This is a genomic window from Natronolimnohabitans sp. A-GB9 (assembly GCF_030848565.1).
Lineage (GTDB): Archaea > Halobacteriota > Halobacteria > Halobacteriales > Natrialbaceae > Natronolimnohabitans.
The window spans coordinates 150,898-168,870 of sequence record NZ_JAVDDV010000008.1; the positions used below are offsets into that span (position 1 = coordinate 150,898).

Genomic DNA, 17,973 nt, shown 5'->3' on the forward strand with positions numbered 1-17,973 from the left:
ATCCCGCTCAGTTGTCGGCGACCGTCTCGAGGAAGTTCTCGATGACGTCGTGGCCAACTGCGGTGAGGACGCTCTCGGGGTGGAACTGGACGGCCTCGATGGGGTAGTCGCGGTGGCGGACCCCCATCACGAGCGTGTCCCCGTTCTGTGGGTCGCCCGTAGGGCCGGCAGCGTTTCGGGCGATGCTGTCGTGGTCGGCCGTCGCCGTCACGTCGAAACAGTCCGGAATCTCCGTCGCGACCAGGGAGTGATAGCGGCCGGCGCGAAAGCCCTGTGGCAGTCCGGTGAAGACGCCCTCGCCGTCGTGGTCGACGGCGGAGGCCTTGCCGTGGATCGGCTCCGGCGCGCGGCCGACGCTGCCGCCGTACTCGTAGACGGCAGCCTCGAGGCCGAGACAGACGCCAAGTGTTGGGATCTCCGGGCTGACTTCACGGAGGACGTCCATCGTGACGCCGACGTCGCGGTCGTTTTTCGGGTGGCCCGGTCCCGGACTGATGATGATCGCGTCGGGATCGACCGCGCGGACGTCCTCGAGCGAGGCGGTGTTTTTCAGGATCTCTGTCTCCGTCCCCGCTTGCTGGCTGACGTACTCGACGAGGTTGTACGTAAAGGAGTCGTAGTTGTCGACGAACAGGACCGTCAGCGGGTCGGTGTCCGACTCCGATCCCGCGTTCTCGTCCGTCTCCGCATCGACGGACGTCTCGATCGAACTCATCGGTGTACCTCCGTCGCCGACTCGAGGTCGGCGTTCGGTTCGGTCTCGGCGTCCGCGGGCTCTTCGATCTCCTCGATGGCCGCGAGAACGCCGCCCATCTTCTTCTCGGTCTCCTCGTACTCGGCGGTCGGATCGCTGTCGGCGACGAGGCCGGCGCCGGCACGGACCGTGATTCGATCACGATCGCCTTCGTCCTCGACCGTCGCCGTTCGAATCACGATCGCGAAGTCGGCGTCGCCACACCACGAGTAGTAGCCGACGCCGCCGCCGTAGAGGCCCCGCGGTTCGCGCTCTAGATCGTCGATGATCTCCATCGCACGGATCTTCGGCGCGCCCGATAGTGTGCCCGCGGGGAAGGCAGCTCGCGTGGCGTCGAAGGCGTCGGGAGACTCCGTCTCCCGGCTTGCCGAACGTGGTTCGGCAACGTCGGAATCGCTGGCGAGCTCGCCGGTCACCGTCGACTCGATGTGCTGGACGTGGCTGTACTTGAGTACGTTCATGAACTCCTCGACGCGGACCGAACCGGCCTCGGCGACCCGGCGGACGTCGTTTCGCGCCAGGTCGACCAGCATCGTGTGTTCTGCCCGTTCTTTCTCGTCGGCCAGCATCTCCCCGGCGAGTCGACGATCCTCGACGGGACTCGTCCCCCGATCACAGGTGCCGGCGATCGGATTCGACATGATCTCGCGTCCACGGACGGAGACAAGCGTCTCGGGACTCGCGCCGACGACGGTCAGGTCGTCGTGCTCGAGCAGGTACATGTACGGCGAGGGGTTGATCTCGCGCATCGCCTCGTAGAAGCCGATCGGATCGACGTCGCCGTACAGTTCGCGGGTCCGCGAGATGACGCCCTGGTAGATATCGCCGTCTAAGACGTGCTCTTTGGCCCGGCGAACGCTCTCCTCGTACTCGGCTTTGGGACCGGCGACCTCTCCCTCTCGGACGAAGCCGCCGGTCTCGGGTGTGTCGGCCTCGCGGAGGGTCTCCGCGACCGTAGCGACCTCCGCGAGCAAGTCGTCGTAGACCGCGTCGGGGTCGTCGTCGGCCTCGAGGACCGGCGTACAGTCCAGCGAGACCGTGCCGTCGCGCTCGTCGAATGAAAGCGTCGTCGTCGTCAGGACAAACTGAGCGTCCGGGAACCGCGAGTCTGGCCGCTCGAGGCCGACCTCCTCGAGCCAGAGGTCGTAGACCGCGTCGTAGGCGAGGAAGCCGACCAGTCCGCCGGTCAGGTGCTGGCGGTCGTGTTCGGGCGGGTTCGCGAAGTGGACGTCCGGCATCGCCGCACGCAACGCGTCGACGGTATCGCCGTCTTCGGCCGTCTCGATCGACTCGAGCGGGGCGTCGTCGGTCAGCGCGTCGACGGTCGTCCCCTCGGGCTCGACGGTCACGACGGCCTCGGGGTCGTATCCGACGTAGGAGTATCGTGCGTGACGATCCGCTCCCGCAGCGCTCGGACGGAAGGCACCGTCTGGGTCGCTCGAGGCAGTCTTCTCGGCACTCTCCAGGAGGAAGGCGTACGGCGAGCGATCGTGATCGCTCGAGGACGAGCGGCCGGTGAGTGCGGCGTAGGCCGCAAGCGGCGTGGTCTCGACGTCGAGCGTCGCGACGGCGCGGACGACGACTGGCTGCTCGTCTCGGCCGTTTGCGTGCTCGCGGAAGGTTTCGCGGTCGATGTCGAACGTCGGCCCAGCGTCGGAATCGGTCGATGTGTCAGTCATGGTTGAACCGTTCGGGTGGCGGTCTTCGCGTGGTCGACGAACGAGCGGACGGCTTCGGGGTCTTTGACGCCGCCGGATGCCTCGACGCCGCTGGCGACGTCGACTGCGAACGGCTCGACCGTCCGAACCGCGTCCGCGACGTTGTCCGGCGTGAGTCCGCCGGCGAGGACGACCGGCGACTCGAGGTCGGCGACGACCGAACGCGTCCGCTCCCAGTCGTGGGTCTCACCGGTGCCGCCACCGCCGTCCTCGGTTGGCGTATCGACCAACAGGGCGTCGACGGCGTCGTCGTAGCGATCGGCCCGAGCCACGCCGTCGGCGCCGATCGCAAGCAGGAGCTGTGGATCGATCTCCGAGCGAAGCGACGCGAGATCGCTCGGTTCGGCGTCGGTGTGCAACTGGACCGCGTCGGGACCGACTGTCTCGGCCAGCTCGCCGGCTCGCTCGAGGTCGTCGCCCATCGTCACGAGGACCGTCGTCACGAACGGCGGTGTGGCCGCCGCGAGTTCGCGCGCGCGTTCGACTGTTACTTCCCGGGGCGTGTCGACCGAGACGTCACAGATGATTCCGAGGGCGTCGGCGCCCGCCTCGACGGCTGTCTCGAGGTCGTCGACGGTCGTCAACCCACAGATCTTGACCCGTGTCATCGTCCTTCTGGCTCGGCGACCTCGCTGCGGAGGCGGTCGAGTTTCGTCGCCGCCGCACCGGACTCGATCGCCTCGCGAGCAGCGTCGGCGCCGGCCTCGAGGGAGTCGACCTCGCCGGCGACGTAGACTGCGGCGCCCGCGTTCGCGAGGATGACGTCACGTTTCGCGCCCGTAACGTCGCCCTCGACGATCCCGCGCATGTCCGCGGCGTTTTCCTCCGGCGAGCCACCGGCGATGTCGCCGATCGTGTACTCCTCGAGACCGAGATCGGCCGGCTCGAGGGTGTACTCCTCGACGTCCGAGCCGTCGACTTCCGCGACGACGGTCTCGCCGTGGACGGCAATCTCGTCGGTGCCGGCGCCGTGAACGACGAGTGCGCGCTCGACGTCCATCCGCGCGAGCGCGTCCGCGAGGACGGGAACGAGGTCGGGGTCGTAGACGCCGACGATCTGCCCGTCCGCGCCGGCGGGGTTGGTCAGCGGGCCGAGAATGTTGAAGATCGTCCGCATCCCGAGTTCCTTTCGCGGACCGATGACGGCTTTCATCGCGGGATGGAACACGGTCGCGAGCATGAAGCCGATACCATTGTGCTCGATCGACTCCTCGACGGCCGGCGGCTCGGCTTCGATGTGAACGCCGATCTCTTCTAAGACGTCTGCACTCCCCGACGAAGACGAGACCGAGTAGTTGCCGTGTTTGGCGATCGGGACGCCGGCACCGGCGGCGACCATCGAACTCGTCGTCGAGACGTTGATCGTGTCGTAGTCGTCCCCACCCGTGCCGACGATGTCGACCAGTGGCTCCCGGTCGGGCGAGATCGTCCGAGCCACGTTGCGCATCCCTTCGGCGAAGCCCGCGATCTCGGCTTCTGTCTCTCCTTTCGCGCGCAGCGCCGCCAGCAACGCACCGATCTGTGCCTCCGTCGCCTCCTCGAAGACAGCCGTCGAGGCCGCTCGAGCGTCGTCTTGCGTGAGATCCTCCCCGTCCGTGACCCGTTCGACGTACTCCTGCATAGTGAACACCAATGTACGTAGTTGTCTTGTAATGCTCAAATGAGTACATCCACATAAACGTGTCGGAGGATTTCGTGTTGTGACGTACCGCACGGAGTTTGATTCGAAAGCTTCAATTACCACCGGCGGCAACGATTGAGTGCAGGCGAGGTGGCGACGGACGCCACGACGAACGAACGCAAAGCCAGGCGGGTTGGTGGTCTAGTCTGGTTATGACACCTCCTTGACATGGAGGAGGCCGGCAGTTCAAATCTGCCCCAACCCATTTCTGACGAACACAACACGACGAACGCAGTGAGGAGTGCGTCCGTCAGAAATTGTTACGGGTGGGTTTGAATCAGACGAGTCGCACGCCCGGGAAGCGAACGAAGTGAGCGACCCGGAACGTCTCGGCATGGTTCAAATCTGCCCCACACCACTTCTTCCGAGACAACGACGACGATCTCGAGGACGCGGTTTGTCACGACGGTCTTCTATAGTAACAACTGCAACGGTTTACACACTGATCGCCGATCCGTCTGGCGATCAGGTGTGCAATGACTTGCAGTGGCTACTATAGATCGCTCTCAACGGATATTTCATATCGAACGCGGTGTAGGTGGGACACACTGGAGAGATCGATCCCGTTACTGTCACTCGTTCCCATTGTCGATGTCAACCGAACGGTAAAAGCATCCGAATCGACTCGAGACCCCTATGGAAGTTCTGGGTCGGCTGGTGGCATTGCTCGTGGTCCTGCTGGCGGGGACAGGGCTGCGAGCGTCGGGACTCCTCGACGCCGGCCGAACGGCGCGGTTGAACGCGGTCGCCTACTTCGTGGCGCTCCCGGCACTGATCTTCGTCTCGACCTACGATCAGGCGATCGGTGGATTGCTGTCGGTGACGCTGCTTGGGGGACTGCTGTTCGTCCTGTTCACGACGGCGGGAATGGCCTGGCTCGTCCATCGCAGGCGGGAGTCAGTCGGGCGCCGGAGCGTGGCCGTCGTCCAGTCGTATCACTCGAATCTGGGCTATCTCGGCCTGCCGCTGGTCGCGGCGACGTTCAGTGGAGAGGTCACGGCGATCGCGAGCGTCGTCCTCGGCGTCGTCACGCTGACGCAGTTGCCACTGTCGATCCTGGTGCTCTCGACGCTCAACGGCGCCGACGCAGCCCTGGGCGACGAACTGCGCGGACTGGCGAAAAACCCCGTGTTGGCGTCGCTGATCGTCGGGCTTTCGTTCGGCTCGCTCGGCGTTGCAGTTCCTGGAACCGTCGCGTCCGGGCTCGACGTCGTCGGCTCGCTTGCGCTCCCGCTTGCCCTCCTCTGTGTCGGTGCATCCCTCGAGATCGATCTCCCATCGATCGACTTCGGTGCGACTGGATCGGTTATCGCACTGAAAATCGTCTGTATGCCCGCGCTCGCGTGGCTCGTCTTCTCGACGCTGTCCGTCGACGCGGCGACGTTTACCGCGGCGGTCGTCATGCTGGGAACGCCGACGGCCGTCTCGACGTACGTCTTCGCGGCCGAACTCGGTGGCGACGAGGAGTTCGCCTCGCTGAACGTCTTCGCGACGACGCTCATTTCGATCGTGACGCTGTTCGTTTTGATTACGCTGGTCGGCTGATACTGTCGGACAGAACGAGTGTGCGCAGTCGCCGCTCCCGTCTGGCGAATACGCTTCATACGGATTGCTGTACCGATTTACCGGCGCAACCGCAGTCCGAGTCGCGGTTGCGCCGGTACCGACGTACAGTAGTCCGTATCAGTGACTGCTGTCCGGCAGTATGAACAGGTTCGTCTCGTATACGAACTCGCCGAGTCGAGAACTGCGGCTTCGAGGGGTTAGCCGCCGAAGAAGCGTTTGATCCGACCGAGTATGCCTGGGGAGTCGTCCTCTTCGTCCTCCTCGTCGCTCGAGTCCTCGCCCTCGGCGTCGTCGTGTTCGACTGCCCCCGCAAGCGGGCCGGCGTCGTCGCCGACGCCTGCGGCCCCGCTGCGTTCGTCTTCGGACCGTCCAGCGTCGCTTACCGTCTCCGTCGATTCGAGGTCGTCCATCGAGAGGTCGATCTCGTCCACGGCAGGCGTCGATTCGCGATCCGCGCCCGCTTCGGCGGCCCGAACGTCCGCACCGGTGACAGTCCCGTCCTCGATACGGGCGGCGAGTTCCTCGAGTGAGGTGTCGTCGTCGACGTCGTCAGGAAGCGAGGACGCGGCCGCGTCGATCGACGACGCGGAGTCGGCGTCCGACTCGAGCGACGGCGCTGGTCCGTCGTCTGACTCGGGCGCCGAGACGCTACTCGAGTCGTCGTTCGAACCGGGTTCGGAGTCGGTGCCAGTAGCAGTACCAGTGCTGTCTGAACCGATCGCTGTTACGTCCTCGTCGTCGCCCGCGTCGTCTCCATCGGTCGCGCGCTCGTCGGTCGTCGGAATCTCGTCCTCGTCGAACGCGGTCGTGACGTCGCCGTCGGGGTCGGTGTCAGGGTCGTGGTCGGCTTCAGACGTTGGTTCGTCTGCATCCGTCGTCGTCGGATTCGTCTCCGCGTCGCTCGTTGCGGCAGTGGTCGTTCCGGTCTCGCGTTCGGTCGGATCGTTCGCACTCGCCGATTTCGTCTCGTTGAGCGAGTCGAGGATATCGTCGACGCTCTGCTCGGAGACGACGCGTTGTGGGCCACCACCCGGCTCGAGCCCCCCGCTCGAGTCGGCGTCCCCGTCGGCCGATTCGCTTTCTGTAGACGCTGAATCGGTCGCCGTAGTCCGGTTCGAAGACTCGTCACTCATTGTGCAGGGCTGGCCGTGCAGAGACCATAATATTTCCCCATGGAACCGGCCAACGGCGTCGGAAGCGTCGACTCGTGCGGTCCCTCGTCCCGATGGTCTATCATTCGGCCAGCGGCTGGTCTGCGAGCACGACGTTGAGCACCGCGCCGAAGAGGACGAGCAGCCCGGCGAAGTAGAGCCAGGTGACAAACAGCAAGACGGCGCCGACGGCACCGTAGGCCTGATACTGTCCGGCGTTGGCCGCGTAGAACTGGAAGCCGATCTGGAGGATCGTCCAGCCAACGGCGGCGAAGACGGCACCGGGAAGTACCTCGGGTATCGTCACCGGAATCGGCGGCAACACGTAGTAGATCGGCAGGAAGACGAAAACCAGTCCGATCAGCAGCGTCACCCAGCTCAGCAGGCCGGCAAACGGGACGACGTCGGCAGCGAATCCGAGTATCGTCCCGACCACGACCATCAGCGCCATCGCGCCCGTGCCCGCAATAATCACGACGATACCGTCGACTAACTGCTCGAGCAGCGACGTCTCGACGACCTCGTCGTAGACCTTGTCGAAGGCGAGACTGAGTCCACGAAAGACCTTCAGCGCACCCCAGGTGGCGACGCCGATGGCGACGACGGTCGCCTGTGCCCGGCCGGCTTCGGTCGTCAGCGCCTCGGCGACGAGATCCTCGCCGGCCTCCGGGAGGAGATCGCCAGCGACCAACACCAGCCGTTCGGCGGCCGCCTCACCGTCGACCAGCGAGCCGACGACGAGCGCGAGCAACACCAGCGGAATCACCGAGACGAACGCGTAGTAGGCGACCGCCGCCGCGAGAAAGGAGACGTCGCGATCGCTCGCCGTTCGATAGATCGACAGCAGCGTCTCACGGACGTCCATACCGGCGACACGAGGGCCACCCCTAAAGCGTTGTCAGTCATAGACAGTGTCCGACTCAGTGGTGGGTTCGACGTCGTCGAGACGAGTCGCCGATTGCGACTCAAGGCATGTCGTTCGATTCGGTCGTCACGGCGGACGGGTGCCGTCTCGCTGTCTCACGGCTCGAGGCGGTGTCGGTCTCACCACTCGAGACAGAAGTTATGCGAGGCATAGACCTCGCCGTCGTCGGTGAGGTAGACGCCGACGCCGCCGCGGTCCCAGTCGGGCGTGTCGCCTTCCTCGAGGATCGCCTGCCGGTGGTCGGTGGAGTTCATCCACTGATCGACGAGACCCTCGGCGAGTCCTTCGGCAGTCCGGTAGTGGATGGTGTCGTCGCTCGCGGAGTCCTGAACGGGACGGTCGATGTACGTCAGCGCGATGTTCTCGCCGTAGCCGCGACAGTAGTTGTCGACGTCCTGGAACCGATCCATCGGTGCCTCGCCCTCGGGGGTGACGTGGTCGAAGTACTCCCGCTGGGCCATGTCGTCGCTGTGGGCCCGTGAGACGGAGGCGACCGTTCCGTCCCACTCGAGGGGTTCGAGGCCGTGTTCGGCACGGCGGTCGTTGACCTCGGCGTGGACGAAGTCCTCGACGGTCTCGGAGTCGACGGTCTCGACGTCGGTTTCGTAACTCGACGTGCCGGGATCGTCCGGATCGGTTACGTCGGGCTCGCGCTCACCGGCCGGCGGGGGATCGGAACTCGGCGTGGGATCGGATTCGACGTCGACGCCGTTTGGCACCTCGAAGTCGTTGCTGTCGATACCGAGGTCGTCGAGAACGGACGGCGCGACCATCGCGGTTCCGAACGCGAGCGCGCCGATCAGGGCGACGGCGACCAACAGTCGGAGAACCGACCGCACAACGGCTCGCTCGCTCGTCTCGTCACGTGTCTCGGCACCGGGACGCCGGTCTCGCATTATCCGGCACATCACGGAAGCGAGATAAGACGCTCGCGGTCTCTTGCAGCGATTGACAGTGGTCTGACTCGATGACTGTCACTTGTCGCCGAAAAACTCGACGACTGTCACTCGTCGCCGAAAATCGTCTCGTGGAACCCGATCACGAGCCCCGGGACGACCGCCATGAAGAGATGTTCCTCGAGGGGGATACCTGCGATATCGATACCGGTTCGGAGTTTGATATCGAAGACACCGACGGAGAGAGTGTAGCGGTCCCAGAGGTACGCGATCGGATACAGCGCGAGTATCGTGACGCCGGCCTTTCGAAGCGCGTTCGCCCGTCGGAGGAGGACGACGGCGACGGCACCCCAGAACAGTTCGGTCGCGAGGTAGGTGTACCGTCCGAGCACGCTGATATCGGGCACCATACACGGGGTACCACACTGATACCCAAAACGCCGTTCCTTGAACCCACCCGGCTAAAACGTGCGGTATGTTCAAAACCCCGGCGGCAGTATACCCTCCCAGAAGGATGAATATCTCCGATATCGCCACCCAGGATTACATCGAAGTCGACGTCGGTACGCGCATGGGGAAGGTCCGTTCTACGTTCGATAACGGCAACCCCAAGGGAATCATCGTCACCGACGACGGGGAGTACGAGGGCGTCATCAGCGAGCGAGAGGTCCTCCAGTCCCACGTCGAGGACGACGCCAAGGTGGCGGCACTCATCAAACCGAGCCGGAGTTCGCCGGTCCCCCGGGTCGATCGAGACGAGGACGTCCGGGAGACCGCTCGGATGCTCATCGAGAGCAACGCGAAGGTCGCCCCGGTGTTCGAACACGGTGATCTCTGGGGCGTCATCAGCGACGATGCGATTCTCGAGGCGGTGATCGACAACCTCGATACGCTCACCGTCGAGGACGTCTACTCCGACGATCCGGTCACGCTCGAAGAAGACGACGGGATCGGTCGGGCGATCAACCAGCTTCGCGAACACGGGATCTCTCGACTGCCGGTTCTCAACGAGAACGGCTACCTCTCCGGGGTCGTGACGACCCACGACATCGCCGACTTCGTCATTCGAAAGAACCAGTCGACGACGACCGGCGACCGCGTCGGCGACAGCCAGCGGATGCTCGACGTCCCCGTCTACGACATCATGAACAGTCCCGTCGAGACGACGACGCTCAGCACGACCGCCAAGGAGGCCGTCGAGCAGATGCTCGAGCTAGACTACGCAGGGTTGATGGTCACGCCCGAAGACGACGACCGGGTCGTCATCGGCGTCGTCACCAAGACGGACGTCCTGCGGGCGCTAACGTTCACCGAGGAGGAACACATGGACGTCCAGATTACCAACATCTCGATGCTCGACACCATCTCCCGGGAGTCGGTCGTCGAGAGCATCCAGGACGTCGCGGACAAGTACCAGGACATGCAGGTGATGCACGCCCACGTCCGGTTCAAAGAACACCAGGAGAAACTCCGTGGCACGCCGCTGATCCACTGCCAGATCCGCCTGCGAACCAACAAGGGTCAGGTCGCCGGCACCGGCGAGGGGTACGGCGCCGAAAACGCCTTCCGCGTCGCTATCGACAAACTCGAGCGCAACGTCTTAGAGGTCAAAGGCGTCACCAGCGACGAGGAGTACCGCGGCCAGCTGCTGCGAAAGCTAAACGAACTCTAGTGGCGGTCCACGCCTGAACTGCTGGGTCGAATCCTGCGGTGTCGTCCGATTCGCCCCAGCAGTCGACGGGTGGAACGGTACTAGATCGACTCGAGTGGGCTGTCACCCTCGGTGACCGGCCCCAGTCGCCGTTTTCCGGATCGGTTCCAATTTTCCGTCTCGCGTTCGACGGCCGTCGACACGCCGATCAGTGTCGCGGCACGTCCTCACCGCCCTCGAGTCCCTGGTCCGTGATCCGAAATTGGACCGAGTCTCCGGCCGGCTTCGATCGGTGTTTCTCGAGCGTCGCACGCCGGTTCCCGCCGCGAAACCGCTCGAGGCGAAGGACGACGCCGGTCCAGTGTTCTAACGTGTTTCCACCGAGGGCCCGCGTGCGGTCGGCGTCGGGATCGGAGAAGACCTGGTTCGTCAGGACGACCGCGAGGTCGTGTTTCCGGGCCAGCGAGAGGAGGTGGGTTACCTGTCGGGTGACGCTTCGCAGCGCCTCGCCCTCGTCGCCGTCGGCAGTGCGCTCGAGTCGGTAGAAGCCGGTCGCACTGTCGAGGACGATCAGGTCGGCCCGCTCGGCGAACTCCTCGGCGTCGCGGACGGCCTCGGCCTGCTGTTCGAAGTCCAGTGCGTCCTCGATGACGATCCGGGAGGCGACGGCCTCGAGATCGCCGTCGTCGACGTGGGACTCGAGCAGTTGCTGAAACCGATCGACGGAGACGCCTTCGGTATCGATGTAGACCGCGGTGCCGTCGGCGACGGCCGTCTCGACGGCCGCCGAGAGCGCGAGGTTCGTCTTGCCCGCTGCTGGCGGACCGTACAGCTGCGTGACGGTACCGCGTTCGAACCCCCCGCCGAGTAGCTCGTCGACCGGGCCACAGCCGGTTGGAATCGCCTCGTCGTTCACGGTTCGAGTTGGCAGGTTGCAGGCAAAAAGCCCCCGAAACCGACCCGTTATCGATCGCGGGTTTCGATGCGACACGGCCGTTTGGCTGTGACTCGGACGGGCCGATCATCCCACGTGCGGTGGCGCACGCTGAACCGCGTCGAACGAACAGTGACGACGCGGTTCGAAGCCGTGCGAGGGATGAACGAGCGACGCCGGAGCGAGTGAATCGGTTGGGGAGGCCGTGGATATCATCGTCGCCACGAACCACGATGGGAACGCGTCCGCTTCCCGTCGCTTTCGAGTCACGATGCTCCCCTCGAGCGAGGGGACAGCGTGGTGGCCTGCAGTTCTCGATGACTTCCATGAGAGTCTCCACTGCACGTCACTCTATCCCCGTTCGCTCGAGGTGTGTCATCTCACCGAACCGACAAGGCTGATTCGAGCCGACACGGCCGACTCGAGTCGGCAGGTGTGACTCGAGCGAGTCGCGCACGTACCGTTTATTCTACCGGGGAGCGAACGTCGAGACGTGATCGTCGTCGCCACGTCAGACTTCGAAGTGTACCACGGCGTCGTCAACGAACTCCGCGACCGTGGGACCGAGTTCACGACTGTCGAGCCCGATGCGGAGCTTCCGGACCACACCACGGTCGTCGTCACCGACGACGACCACGCCGACGAGTTCGCGGGCGTAACGACGATCGTCGCCGATCCCGACACGCCGCGACGGACCGTCGATCAGGCGCTGACAGCCGTCCGCGGCGACGGCGGCCGGACGATCATCGGCGTCGATCCCGGCCGCAAGCCCGGCATCGCCGTCCTCGCGGGTGAGATGATCGTCGCCGCCTTCCAGGTTCCCCTCTCGGAGGCCGTCGACGTGATCCAGCGCGAGGCCAACGAAGCCGCCAACCCGCTGGTTCGCATCGGTGACGGCTCTCGAATTCAGAGCGCGAAGCTGGTCAACGATCTCGAGGACGTCCAGGTCGAACTCGTCGACGAGACGGGGACGTCGCCGTACCTCGGCACGGGCACGCGTGGCATGGGCGACGTGCTCGCGGCCGTGAACATCGCCCGTCTCGAGGGCGAAGTCGTCGACAGTAGGGATATCGAACCGACCGCAGGCGAGCTACAGGTGATCAAGGATCGCTCGCGCGAGCAAAGCGAGGAGAACCGGGCGATCGACGAGGTGCTCGCTCGTCGCGTCGCAGCGGGCGAGTTGACGATCGACGAAGCGCTCTCGGAGCATCAGCGTACTGACTCGGATCCGGATACGGATTCGGAGGAAACGTAGCGACTCCGAATCGAGTCCGTAACTGTGGCGTTCGGTTCGTACGCGCCGCGGGACTCGTGACGGGCGTAACTCGAGTGGCACGACTGACTCGAGAACGATCCGCTGATGCTGACTGCTGTACCGGTGTCCCGCCGGTCACAAACTCCGTTCTGTCGATCGGTGGTGATCGACGACAGCAGACTGTATGAGACGACGCTGCGGTCGGTCGCCTATCTCGACCGTCTCCCCGACTCCGCAAAGAGAAAAAGCAACTGTCCGGAAATCGTCGTTACGCTCCGATCCAGGCGCTCGACGACGAAACAGCGGTGTACTGCAGGTTCTCGTTCTCCTGCATGGTGAACTGTGCCGAGTCCGCGCTACCGTCGTCGTCGGCGATCGCGATCGCGGCCTGCTGTTCGTTGACGTTCTCCTGCGTGACGAACTGCACCTGCTCGATCAGCGCGCTGGCTTCCTGCTCGACGTCGTTCGTCTGAGCGGCGTCGAAGTCGTAGGCGATGCCGTCGATGTCCTCGCCACCGAGGTTGACACTCGTGGTCTCGGACTGAATAGCGGCATCGTGGTCGTACGCCGCGCCGGCGTAGACGTTCAGCGTGTCGGCGAAGCCGACCTGCGCGTTGATGTTCTGCTGGTGGGCCATCTGCACCGCCGTCGCGTCACTGCCGTTCTGGGCGATCGCCATCGCGGTGCTCTGGAGGTTGACGTTCATCTGTTCGACCTCCTGACTCTGGGTCACTTCGGAGGTCGCCGTCTGGATGCCGTCACCTTTCTTGTGTTTGTCCTTCTTATCGTCTTTCTTGTCGTTCTTCTTGTCCTTCTTGTCGTCCTTCTTGTCGTCCTTCTTATCGTCCTTCTCGTCGAGTTTCTCGACCGCCGCCTGGGTGTCGACGATCGAACTGTCGTCGACGCCCGCAACCGCGACGTTCATCCCGGCGCTCGAGGTGAGGACGTTCATCGCTTCGGCCGTACCGAGCTGTTCGTTGATGTTCGACTGCTCGGTCATCTGGATCGCCGTCGCGGTGCTGTTCTCGCCGACCGCGATCGCGACAGCGCCGTCCTGTGCGTTGTAGTTCTCCTGATCGACTGCCTGGCCCTGTTCGACCGAGGCGCTCGCGGACTGATCCTCGAAGTGGCCGCCGCCGGCGTAGACGTTGGTCGCGTTCGCGACGCCCTGCTGGAGGTTCACGTTATCCTGCTGGGACTGCTGGACGGCCGTCGCCTCGCTGTCGTTCTCTGCGAGGGCGAACGCGACGCTCTGTTCGTTGTAGTTCAGCTGGCCGACTTCCTGACTCTGGGTCACTTCGGCTTCGGCAGCCTGGTCAGGGTCGACGTCTCCTTTGTCACCTTTCTTGTCGGCGACGCCCCAGCCGTCGAACTGTTTGCCGTCGCCGTTACCGATGACGACGTTGACGTCACCGACGTTCTCGAACTGGGTCGACTCGACCTGGACGTTCTCGGCCGTCGCGTCCGCGAACTGGTCGTTGTCGTTTTGCTGGGTCGCCTCCTGGATCGCGGTGGCTTCGCCGCCGTCGATCGAGATAGAGGTCGCGTTACCCTGTTGGTTGATGTTGACCTGCTCGACGTCCTGGTACTGGTTGATCTCGGCGTCACTGACCTGGTCGCCCGAGGCGTGTTTCTCGACGTACTCCTCGAGCGTCTTGTCACCGAGGTCGGCACCGAAGACGAGGTAGAGCTCCTCACCGTCGTCGAGTGCGTGCACGGTATCTGCTTCGACCTTGTCTCCGCTCCCGGCCATCGCCGCGGGCACGCCCCCGGCGATCATCGATACGGAAACGATACAGGCCATCAATGCTATCGTAAGTCGTGATCGTCTTGAATTGCCGTCTGTCATGTGATCTCTGATTTTCGCTGGTGATTGTGTTCGCTGTTGATTAGTTCGACGCGAACGGTCCTATCCCGATGATAGACTTTGTTATCAACAGGTTGTGGAGCGTATGAGTCGGCCTACTAACTGGAACAGTCCTGCTTCTCCGAGAAATCGACAGCTAAAACCGGTTGCCGTCGGGCGGTTTCGATGTTCGACGGATCGATCCGGGTTCGCGGGCCGCAATCGAGCGTCGGCCAACGCGTCGCCGACACTGATCGTTGCTCACGGCGGTGGGAACTCGAGTCGTCGTTTCGACGACGAAATACGGGACTACCGATCGACTCGAGGCTGCGGGTCGGTTCGGAATCGATGCCTCGAGGCAGCGGTGTTCGTCGGGAGAATTCGATCCCAGCGACGCGACACCGCTTGCCACTACCGCGAGTTCTGGTACCGGTGCCGGACTCGAGTCGAAGTCCGCCTCCGGTATCGTCGTCGACGAACTCGAGGCGAGTGCCCGGACGTGCCACGACGGTGTCCGGACACCATTGTCGTGTGCGATCATCTCTCCGCCGATGGGAGCCGGTCTCCGACGCGGATCGGCCAGTCAGCGCGCGTATCGGTTCGTCGTCCGGCCGTTTTGAGCCACAACGACGTCGTTTCGACGGGCGACTGTCGATTCGGCTCCCGCTCTCACGAGTATTGATCGTTCCGTTATCACTGACTATTACGAGCCGATAACCGAATAGTTAGGTTGTCTTATACCTTCGATCTCCAGGACGGCGTGGAATCACTTCGAATTGACAGTCAGCGAGTAGAGAAGATGTATGATGGTCAATATGATTGCCCACCTCGAGTAGGAATTCTCATCCGTTGATTCTTACAGATCCCAATATCGGCTGTATCGCGAAACTGTTGGACGGTTTAATACGAACCCCTGGTGTTGCCACCGACTGGGCAACACGGCGCGTTAGGACGCTCGAGAACGCCGGATTCGCACGATTAGCGACGCGAATCGGTAGGCAGGTCGAGCGGACTCGAGCGTCCACGCGTATGTGGGTGCCCAGTGATCAACAATGAAGCGCGCACTCACGGTAACATTCACGACGATGGTAGCGGTCGGCCTCATCTTCCTGATGGGGTTCGCAGGATCGGCGGCAGCAGTCGTTGATACTGATAATATAACTGTCGAGACCGGCCCTGGTGGAGATGGTGGCGATGGCGGTAACGCTGTTGCCGAACAGGGAATCGCCCAAGAGAACAACAACGACCAGACAGCCGTCGCTGAAGCGAGCGCAGACGCAAATGACGGCTACGACAAGCACAAGCACGGTAGCAGTGCGACTGCGACTGCAGGAGTCAACCAGTTCCAAGCTAGTGAACAAAGCAACTTCGCCACGCAAGGTAATGCAACCGCTGTCGCCGGTGACGGCGGCGACGGTGGCGACGGCGGTCTCGTTACTGTTGACGCCGACATCGGCGTCGACGCTCTATAAACAGTAACTTTATTTATTTTTATTGAGTATTGGGTCGTCGAACGACGCTGTTCTCACGCAGACTGATCGACGAGATAGTCACTATCTACTGGTGAAACGGTTTCGATGATTAAAGGGCAGACTCAATGATGACAGTACTATGAGGGAGCATCGAACGACGATCGCGCTCGCCACAGTGCTGGTAGCAGCGGGGATTGTAGCGGGTGCAGCAATCATTGGCGCCACTGGCGGTGCTGTAAGCGATACGGACGACCAACAGAATATGACAGAAACCGAATTTCCGTGGGGTGAAGTGACCGCCGAGTCCGACTCCGAAACCGACCAGACGAACATCGACGTCACCATCGAAGACGGCGGAGACGTCTCGGTCGTAACGGCATCGACGGATGACTCCACGACCGACTCTATCGATCACGAGGAGATAGCGGAGCTCGAGTGGGGAACGGTAGCCTATACGACCGACGACGACACCGGCGCCACCGATGTCACGGTGATCGTCGACGCCGAAGACGACGTCTCGGTCTCCGTGACGACGGTCTCCGAAGACGGCACGCAGGAGTCGACGTCGACGGTCCACCAGAGCAGTACGACGGCGGGCACAGACGGTGACGCGGGCGCGGACGTGAACGTCTCGCAGTCGACGACCGTCTCCCAGTCGTCGGTCAACGTCGACTCGAGTACCGTCGTCCACGGCGAGGACGGTGAGGACGGCGAGGACGGGAGCTCCGTCTCGATCGATATCGACTGACTCGAGAACGGATACGAATCGGCATTGATCGGCAACACCGGACGGCACAGTTGCCGTTCGTACCCGATCGAAGTCCCGTTGTCCGGTTCGGAGTTTCGTACGCCGTGTGGCTTTTCGACGTCGACGGCGGGAATCAGCCGTGATACTTACGTTCCGTACTCGAAGGCGTGTCGCGAACCGCTGCAGTCACTCGAGTCGGGCGCCACGTAGCGAAGCGATTCCCACTGTCGATCTCGTAGACAGTACCTACGACATTCACGGCAGCATACTGATTTATGTCAACGACTCTCGTTCGAGGCTGAATAACTCACAGCAGTTACTGACTAATTTGGATGTATAACAGTATTCTAGATATTTATTTCGATTTCTACTGTATGAATATTATCGTGTTTATGGAAGAACGTTCAGTGAACCAATAACAATAGTCGCATCGACTGTGGTCGACGTATGGTCGATTCGACCAACAGACGACGGTTCCTGGCTGCGAGTGGTATCACAGTCGTCGGACTCAGTGGCTGCCTCGGCAGCGACGACGAGCCGGAGGAAGAACAAGAACAGGCACAAGTCGACTCGAGTGACGACGGGTCGAACGACGACAATCCCGACAACGACGAGTTTGCCCGTGAGATTCAGTGGGGTGGTCTCGGGAGCGAAAACGCGACACAGGATTGCCCCGGCGAATTCGGGTATTGGAAGTGGATACTCACGCCCGGTGGGCCGCAGGCGCTCGAGTTGCCTGCGGAGCTCACGGTCCAGTTCGCGGACGGGTCAGAGCAAACCGTGGAGGGGTTCTTCCCGGGTGGCGGTCGTGGAGCACTGCAGTTCGAGGTGTTCAAAGACGGCGGCGGCACCGTCGAGAGCGCGGTCGTACGGTTCAACGGTGGCGGTGCCAACCCGCGGCTGACGATCAGCGAGGGTGGCTGCGTGGAAGATCCGGACGACATTCCGGACGTGACGGTCACCACGGAGCCGGCAACCGAGATCAACGATTCGACGGCGACCCTCAACGGATTCTTGGAGGACCTCGGCGGCTTCGAGTCAGTCGACGTCTTCTTCGAATACCGGGTACAGGGGGCGATCGACTGGGAGACGACCGCATCTCAGACGCTCACCGAACCCGGCCCGTTCGACGCAGAGATCGACGTCGAACCGGGGACCGACTACGAGTTCCGCGCGGTCGCCGTCGCGCCTGACAACACGACGGTGCGGGGCGCTATCCTCACGTTCACCAAGGACGACGTGCCAGATATCACGAAGCCGACGGTCGTCACCGGCCCAGCGACCGATATCAACGAGTCGACGGCGACTCTTAACGGCGAACTGACCGATCCCGGCAGCTTCGACGTGGACGATATCGAGGTGTTCTTCGAGTATCG

At 63.1% G+C, this 17,973-nt stretch carries 16 protein-coding genes, 1 tRNA gene and 1 pseudogene; 8 read left to right on the top strand and 10 right to left on the bottom strand.

The annotated features are described in order from the left end of the window. Positions 1–7: 7 nt before the first annotated feature. Genes trpG through trpD form a run of 4 tightly spaced genes read right to left on the bottom strand, consistent with a single transcriptional unit; the run spans position 8 to position 4,093 of the window. Entirely contained in the window at positions 8–715 is a 708-nt protein-coding gene (trpG, locus tag RBH26_RS12765; RefSeq protein ID WP_306758711.1) for an anthranilate synthase component II, read from the bottom strand. Further along, positions 712–2,433 (bottom strand): anthranilate synthase component I, encoded by a 1,722-nt coding sequence (gene trpE, locus RBH26_RS12770; protein WP_306758712.1) that lies wholly within the window; start codon positions 2,431–2,433, stop codon positions 712–714. Before trpE ends, trpG begins: the two co-directional genes overlap by 4 nt. Then, complete coding sequence (locus RBH26_RS12775; RefSeq protein ID WP_306758713.1) at positions 2,430–3,080, bottom strand: phosphoribosylanthranilate isomerase; 651 nt, start codon at positions 3,078–3,080, stop codon at positions 2,430–2,432. Before RBH26_RS12775 ends, trpE begins: the two co-directional genes overlap by 4 nt. Beyond that, on the bottom strand, positions 3,077–4,093 hold the full coding sequence (trpD, locus tag RBH26_RS12780) for an anthranilate phosphoribosyltransferase (protein ID WP_306758714.1): 1,017 nt from the start codon (positions 4,091–4,093) through the stop codon (positions 3,077–3,079). The genes RBH26_RS12775 and trpD overlap by 4 nt, the downstream gene beginning before the upstream one ends. Positions 4,094–4,283: 190 nt before the next feature. Here trpD and RBH26_RS12785 point away from each other — a divergent pair. Together RBH26_RS12785 and RBH26_RS12790 are read left to right on the top strand one after the other, a co-directional pair. Continuing rightward, a tRNA-Val gene (locus RBH26_RS12785) sits at positions 4,284–4,358 on the top strand. Positions 4,359–4,789: 431 nt separating this feature from the next. Beyond that, positions 4,790–5,698 carry an AEC family transporter gene (locus RBH26_RS12790; protein ID WP_306758715.1) on the top strand — a complete coding sequence of 303 codons (909 nt, stop codon included), beginning with the start codon at positions 4,790–4,792 and terminating at the stop codon, positions 5,696–5,698. A gap of 218 nt (positions 5,699–5,916) precedes the next feature. Here RBH26_RS12790 and RBH26_RS12795 read toward each other — a convergent pair whose 3' ends face one another. The 4 genes from RBH26_RS12795 to RBH26_RS12810 form a co-directional block, all read right to left on the bottom strand. After that, a complete protein-coding gene (locus RBH26_RS12795) occupies positions 5,917–6,852 on the bottom strand; it encodes a hypothetical protein (protein ID WP_306758716.1) in 936 nt (311 codons plus the stop codon). A gap of 100 nt (positions 6,853–6,952) precedes the next feature. Continuing rightward, positions 6,953–7,735, bottom strand: a complete 783-nt coding sequence (locus tag RBH26_RS12800) for a YihY/virulence factor BrkB family protein (RefSeq protein ID WP_306758717.1) — start codon at positions 7,733–7,735, stop codon at positions 6,953–6,955. 179 nt (positions 7,736–7,914) lie between these two features. Further along, entirely contained in the window at positions 7,915–8,691 is a 777-nt protein-coding gene (locus tag RBH26_RS12805; RefSeq protein ID WP_306758718.1) for a CAP domain-containing protein, read from the bottom strand. Between the two features lie 107 nt (positions 8,692–8,798). Beyond that, the gene (locus RBH26_RS12810; RefSeq protein ID WP_306758719.1) at positions 8,799–9,101 is read right to left on the bottom strand and encodes a lycopene cyclase domain-containing protein; all 303 of its coding nucleotides are present in this window, start codon (positions 9,099–9,101) and stop codon (positions 8,799–8,801) included. Between the two features lie 104 nt (positions 9,102–9,205). Here RBH26_RS12810 and RBH26_RS12815 point away from each other — a divergent pair, with 104 nt between their 5' ends. Further along, on the top strand, positions 9,206–10,363 hold the full coding sequence (locus RBH26_RS12815; RefSeq protein ID WP_306758720.1) for a CBS domain-containing protein: 1,158 nt from the start codon (positions 9,206–9,208) through the stop codon (positions 10,361–10,363). Positions 10,364–10,550: 187 nt separating this feature from the next. Here the strand turns inward: RBH26_RS12815 and radB are convergent, their stop codons facing one another. Then, positions 10,551–11,258 (bottom strand): DNA repair and recombination protein RadB, encoded by a 708-nt coding sequence (gene radB, locus RBH26_RS12820; protein WP_306758721.1) that lies wholly within the window; start codon positions 11,256–11,258, stop codon positions 10,551–10,553. Positions 11,259–11,769: 511 nt separating this feature from the next. Here radB and RBH26_RS12825 point away from each other — a divergent pair. Next, a complete protein-coding gene (locus tag RBH26_RS12825) occupies positions 11,770–12,531 on the top strand; it encodes a hypothetical protein (RefSeq protein ID WP_306758722.1) in 762 nt (253 codons plus the stop codon). A gap of 268 nt (positions 12,532–12,799) precedes the next feature. On the opposite strand, the gene RBH26_RS12830 is transcribed toward RBH26_RS12825, so the two are convergent. Further along, entirely contained in the window at positions 12,800–14,335 is a 1,536-nt protein-coding gene (locus tag RBH26_RS12830) for a hypothetical protein (protein ID WP_306758723.1), read from the bottom strand. A 299-nt stretch (positions 14,336–14,634) separates the two neighbouring features. Here RBH26_RS12830 and RBH26_RS12835 point away from each other — a divergent pair, with 299 nt between their 5' ends. The 4 genes and pseudogenes from RBH26_RS12835 to RBH26_RS12850 form a co-directional block, all read left to right on the top strand. Further along, complete coding sequence (locus RBH26_RS12835) at positions 14,635–14,997, top strand: hypothetical protein (protein WP_306758724.1); 363 nt, start codon at positions 14,635–14,637, stop codon at positions 14,995–14,997. Positions 14,998–15,429: 432 nt separating this feature from the next. After that, positions 15,430–15,849 (top strand): hypothetical protein, encoded by a 420-nt coding sequence (locus RBH26_RS12840; protein ID WP_306758725.1) that lies wholly within the window; start codon positions 15,430–15,432, stop codon positions 15,847–15,849. Positions 15,850–16,111: 262 nt separating this feature from the next. Beyond that, positions 16,112–16,597, top strand: coding sequence for a hypothetical protein (locus RBH26_RS12845; protein WP_306758726.1), 486 nt, complete (start codon positions 16,112–16,114; stop codon positions 16,595–16,597). 447 nt (positions 16,598–17,044) lie between these two features. After that, a pseudogene (locus RBH26_RS12850) lies at positions 17,045–17,973 on the top strand (hypothetical protein); the annotation flags it as partial.

What these genes read in the sequence shown, in the direction of transcription:
- RBH26_RS12840 (WP_306758725.1), top strand. Translation starts at nt 15,430, where the DNA reads ATGAAGCGCGCACTCACGGTAACATTCACGACGATGGTAGCGGTCGGC.
- RBH26_RS12795 (WP_306758716.1), bottom strand. Translation starts at nt 6,852, where the DNA reads ATGAGTGACGAGTCTTCGAACCGGACTACGGCGACCGATTCAGCGTCT.
- trpE (WP_306758712.1), bottom strand. Translation starts at nt 2,433, where the DNA reads ATGACTGACACATCGACCGATTCCGACGCTGGGCCGACGTTCGACATC.
- trpG (WP_306758711.1), bottom strand. Translation starts at nt 715, where the DNA reads ATGAGTTCGATCGAGACGTCCGTCGATGCGGAGACGGACGAGAACGCG.
- trpD (WP_306758714.1), bottom strand. Translation starts at nt 4,093, where the DNA reads ATGCAGGAGTACGTCGAACGGGTCACGGACGGGGAGGATCTCACGCAA.
- RBH26_RS12800 (WP_306758717.1), bottom strand. Translation starts at nt 7,735, where the DNA reads ATGGACGTCCGTGAGACGCTGCTGTCGATCTATCGAACGGCGAGCGAT.
- RBH26_RS12830 (WP_306758723.1), bottom strand. Translation starts at nt 14,335, where the DNA reads ATGGCCTGTATCGTTTCCGTATCGATGATCGCCGGGGGCGTGCCCGCG.
- RBH26_RS12845 (WP_306758726.1), top strand. Translation starts at nt 16,112, where the DNA reads ATGACAGAAACCGAATTTCCGTGGGGTGAAGTGACCGCCGAGTCCGAC.
- RBH26_RS12805 (WP_306758718.1), bottom strand. Translation starts at nt 8,691, where the DNA reads ATGCGAGACCGGCGTCCCGGTGCCGAGACACGTGACGAGACGAGCGAG.
- RBH26_RS12790 (WP_306758715.1), top strand. Translation starts at nt 4,790, where the DNA reads ATGGAAGTTCTGGGTCGGCTGGTGGCATTGCTCGTGGTCCTGCTGGCG.
- RBH26_RS12810 (WP_306758719.1), bottom strand. Translation starts at nt 9,101, where the DNA reads ATGGTGCCCGATATCAGCGTGCTCGGACGGTACACCTACCTCGCGACC.
- RBH26_RS12815 (WP_306758720.1), top strand. Translation starts at nt 9,206, where the DNA reads ATGAATATCTCCGATATCGCCACCCAGGATTACATCGAAGTCGACGTC.
- RBH26_RS12775 (WP_306758713.1), bottom strand. Translation starts at nt 3,080, where the DNA reads ATGACACGGGTCAAGATCTGTGGGTTGACGACCGTCGACGACCTCGAG.